This is a genomic window from Pseudoalteromonas sp. SR45-5, assembly GCF_014163565.1.
Lineage (GTDB): Bacteria > Pseudomonadota > Gammaproteobacteria > Enterobacterales > Alteromonadaceae > Pseudoalteromonas > Pseudoalteromonas distincta.
Genome location: NZ_JACJDN010001014.1, coordinates 1 through 781, shown reverse-complemented (window position 1 = coordinate 781; position 781 = coordinate 1). Strand labels below are relative to the sequence as shown.

General features: G+C 39.6%; 1 protein-coding gene. It reads right to left on the bottom strand.

Annotated features, from left to right (window positions below; genetic code table 11):
* Positions 1-34: 34 nt before the first annotated feature.
* Positions 35-781 (bottom strand): carboxylating nicotinate-nucleotide diphosphorylase (gene nadC / locus H5072_RS20735; protein WP_182694672.1); only part of this gene is annotated, 747 nt, incomplete at its 5' end.

The following is a 781-nucleotide window of genomic DNA, read 5'->3' as shown; positions in this document are numbered from 1 at the left end:
AATTAATTAGCGGTATTAATTACCCATTATTGCTTCATAATTGTTCAAAGCGCATCGATAAATCGATTGATTGTAAGTTTTTTGTTAATGCCCCGCTTGATATAAAATCGACACCTGCTTGTGAATAAGTTTTGAGCGTTTCTAGGGTCATATTGCCTGAAACCTCTAGTTTTGCGCGCTTATTGGTTAAAATTACAGCTTGCTTAATTTGCTCTACGCTAAAGTTGTCGAGCATAATTATGTCGGCGCCAGCTTCAATTGCTTGCTTAAGTTCTGGGAGTGATTCTACTTCTACTTCGACAGGTTTGTTTGGGTGATTTTGTTTAGCTTGAGCAACGGCTTTGTTTATTGTGCCACAAGCCGCTATATGATTTTCTTTAATTAAAAATGCGTCAAATAAACCAATACGATGATTTGCACCGCCGCCACATTTTACTGCGTATTTTTGAAGTGCTCTAAGGCCTGGTATGGTTTTGCGTGTATCGAGTAGTTGCGTTGTTGTGCCGCTTAGCTCTTTTACATAATGTGCTGTAGTAGTGGCTGTACCCGATAACGTTTGTACAAAGTTAAGTGCAGTACGCTCGGCAGTTAATATTGAACGCGCTGAACCAGTGGCTGTAAATAATGTGCTGTTTGCTTTAACTGCGTCGCCATCATTAATAAGTACATTAACCTTAACGCTTGGGTCTACTTGTTTAAATACTTCAAGGATGATGTCTTTTCCGCAAAAAATGCAGTCTTCGCGAGTGATTACTTTGGCGTTTGCTTGCTCATTTTGAGG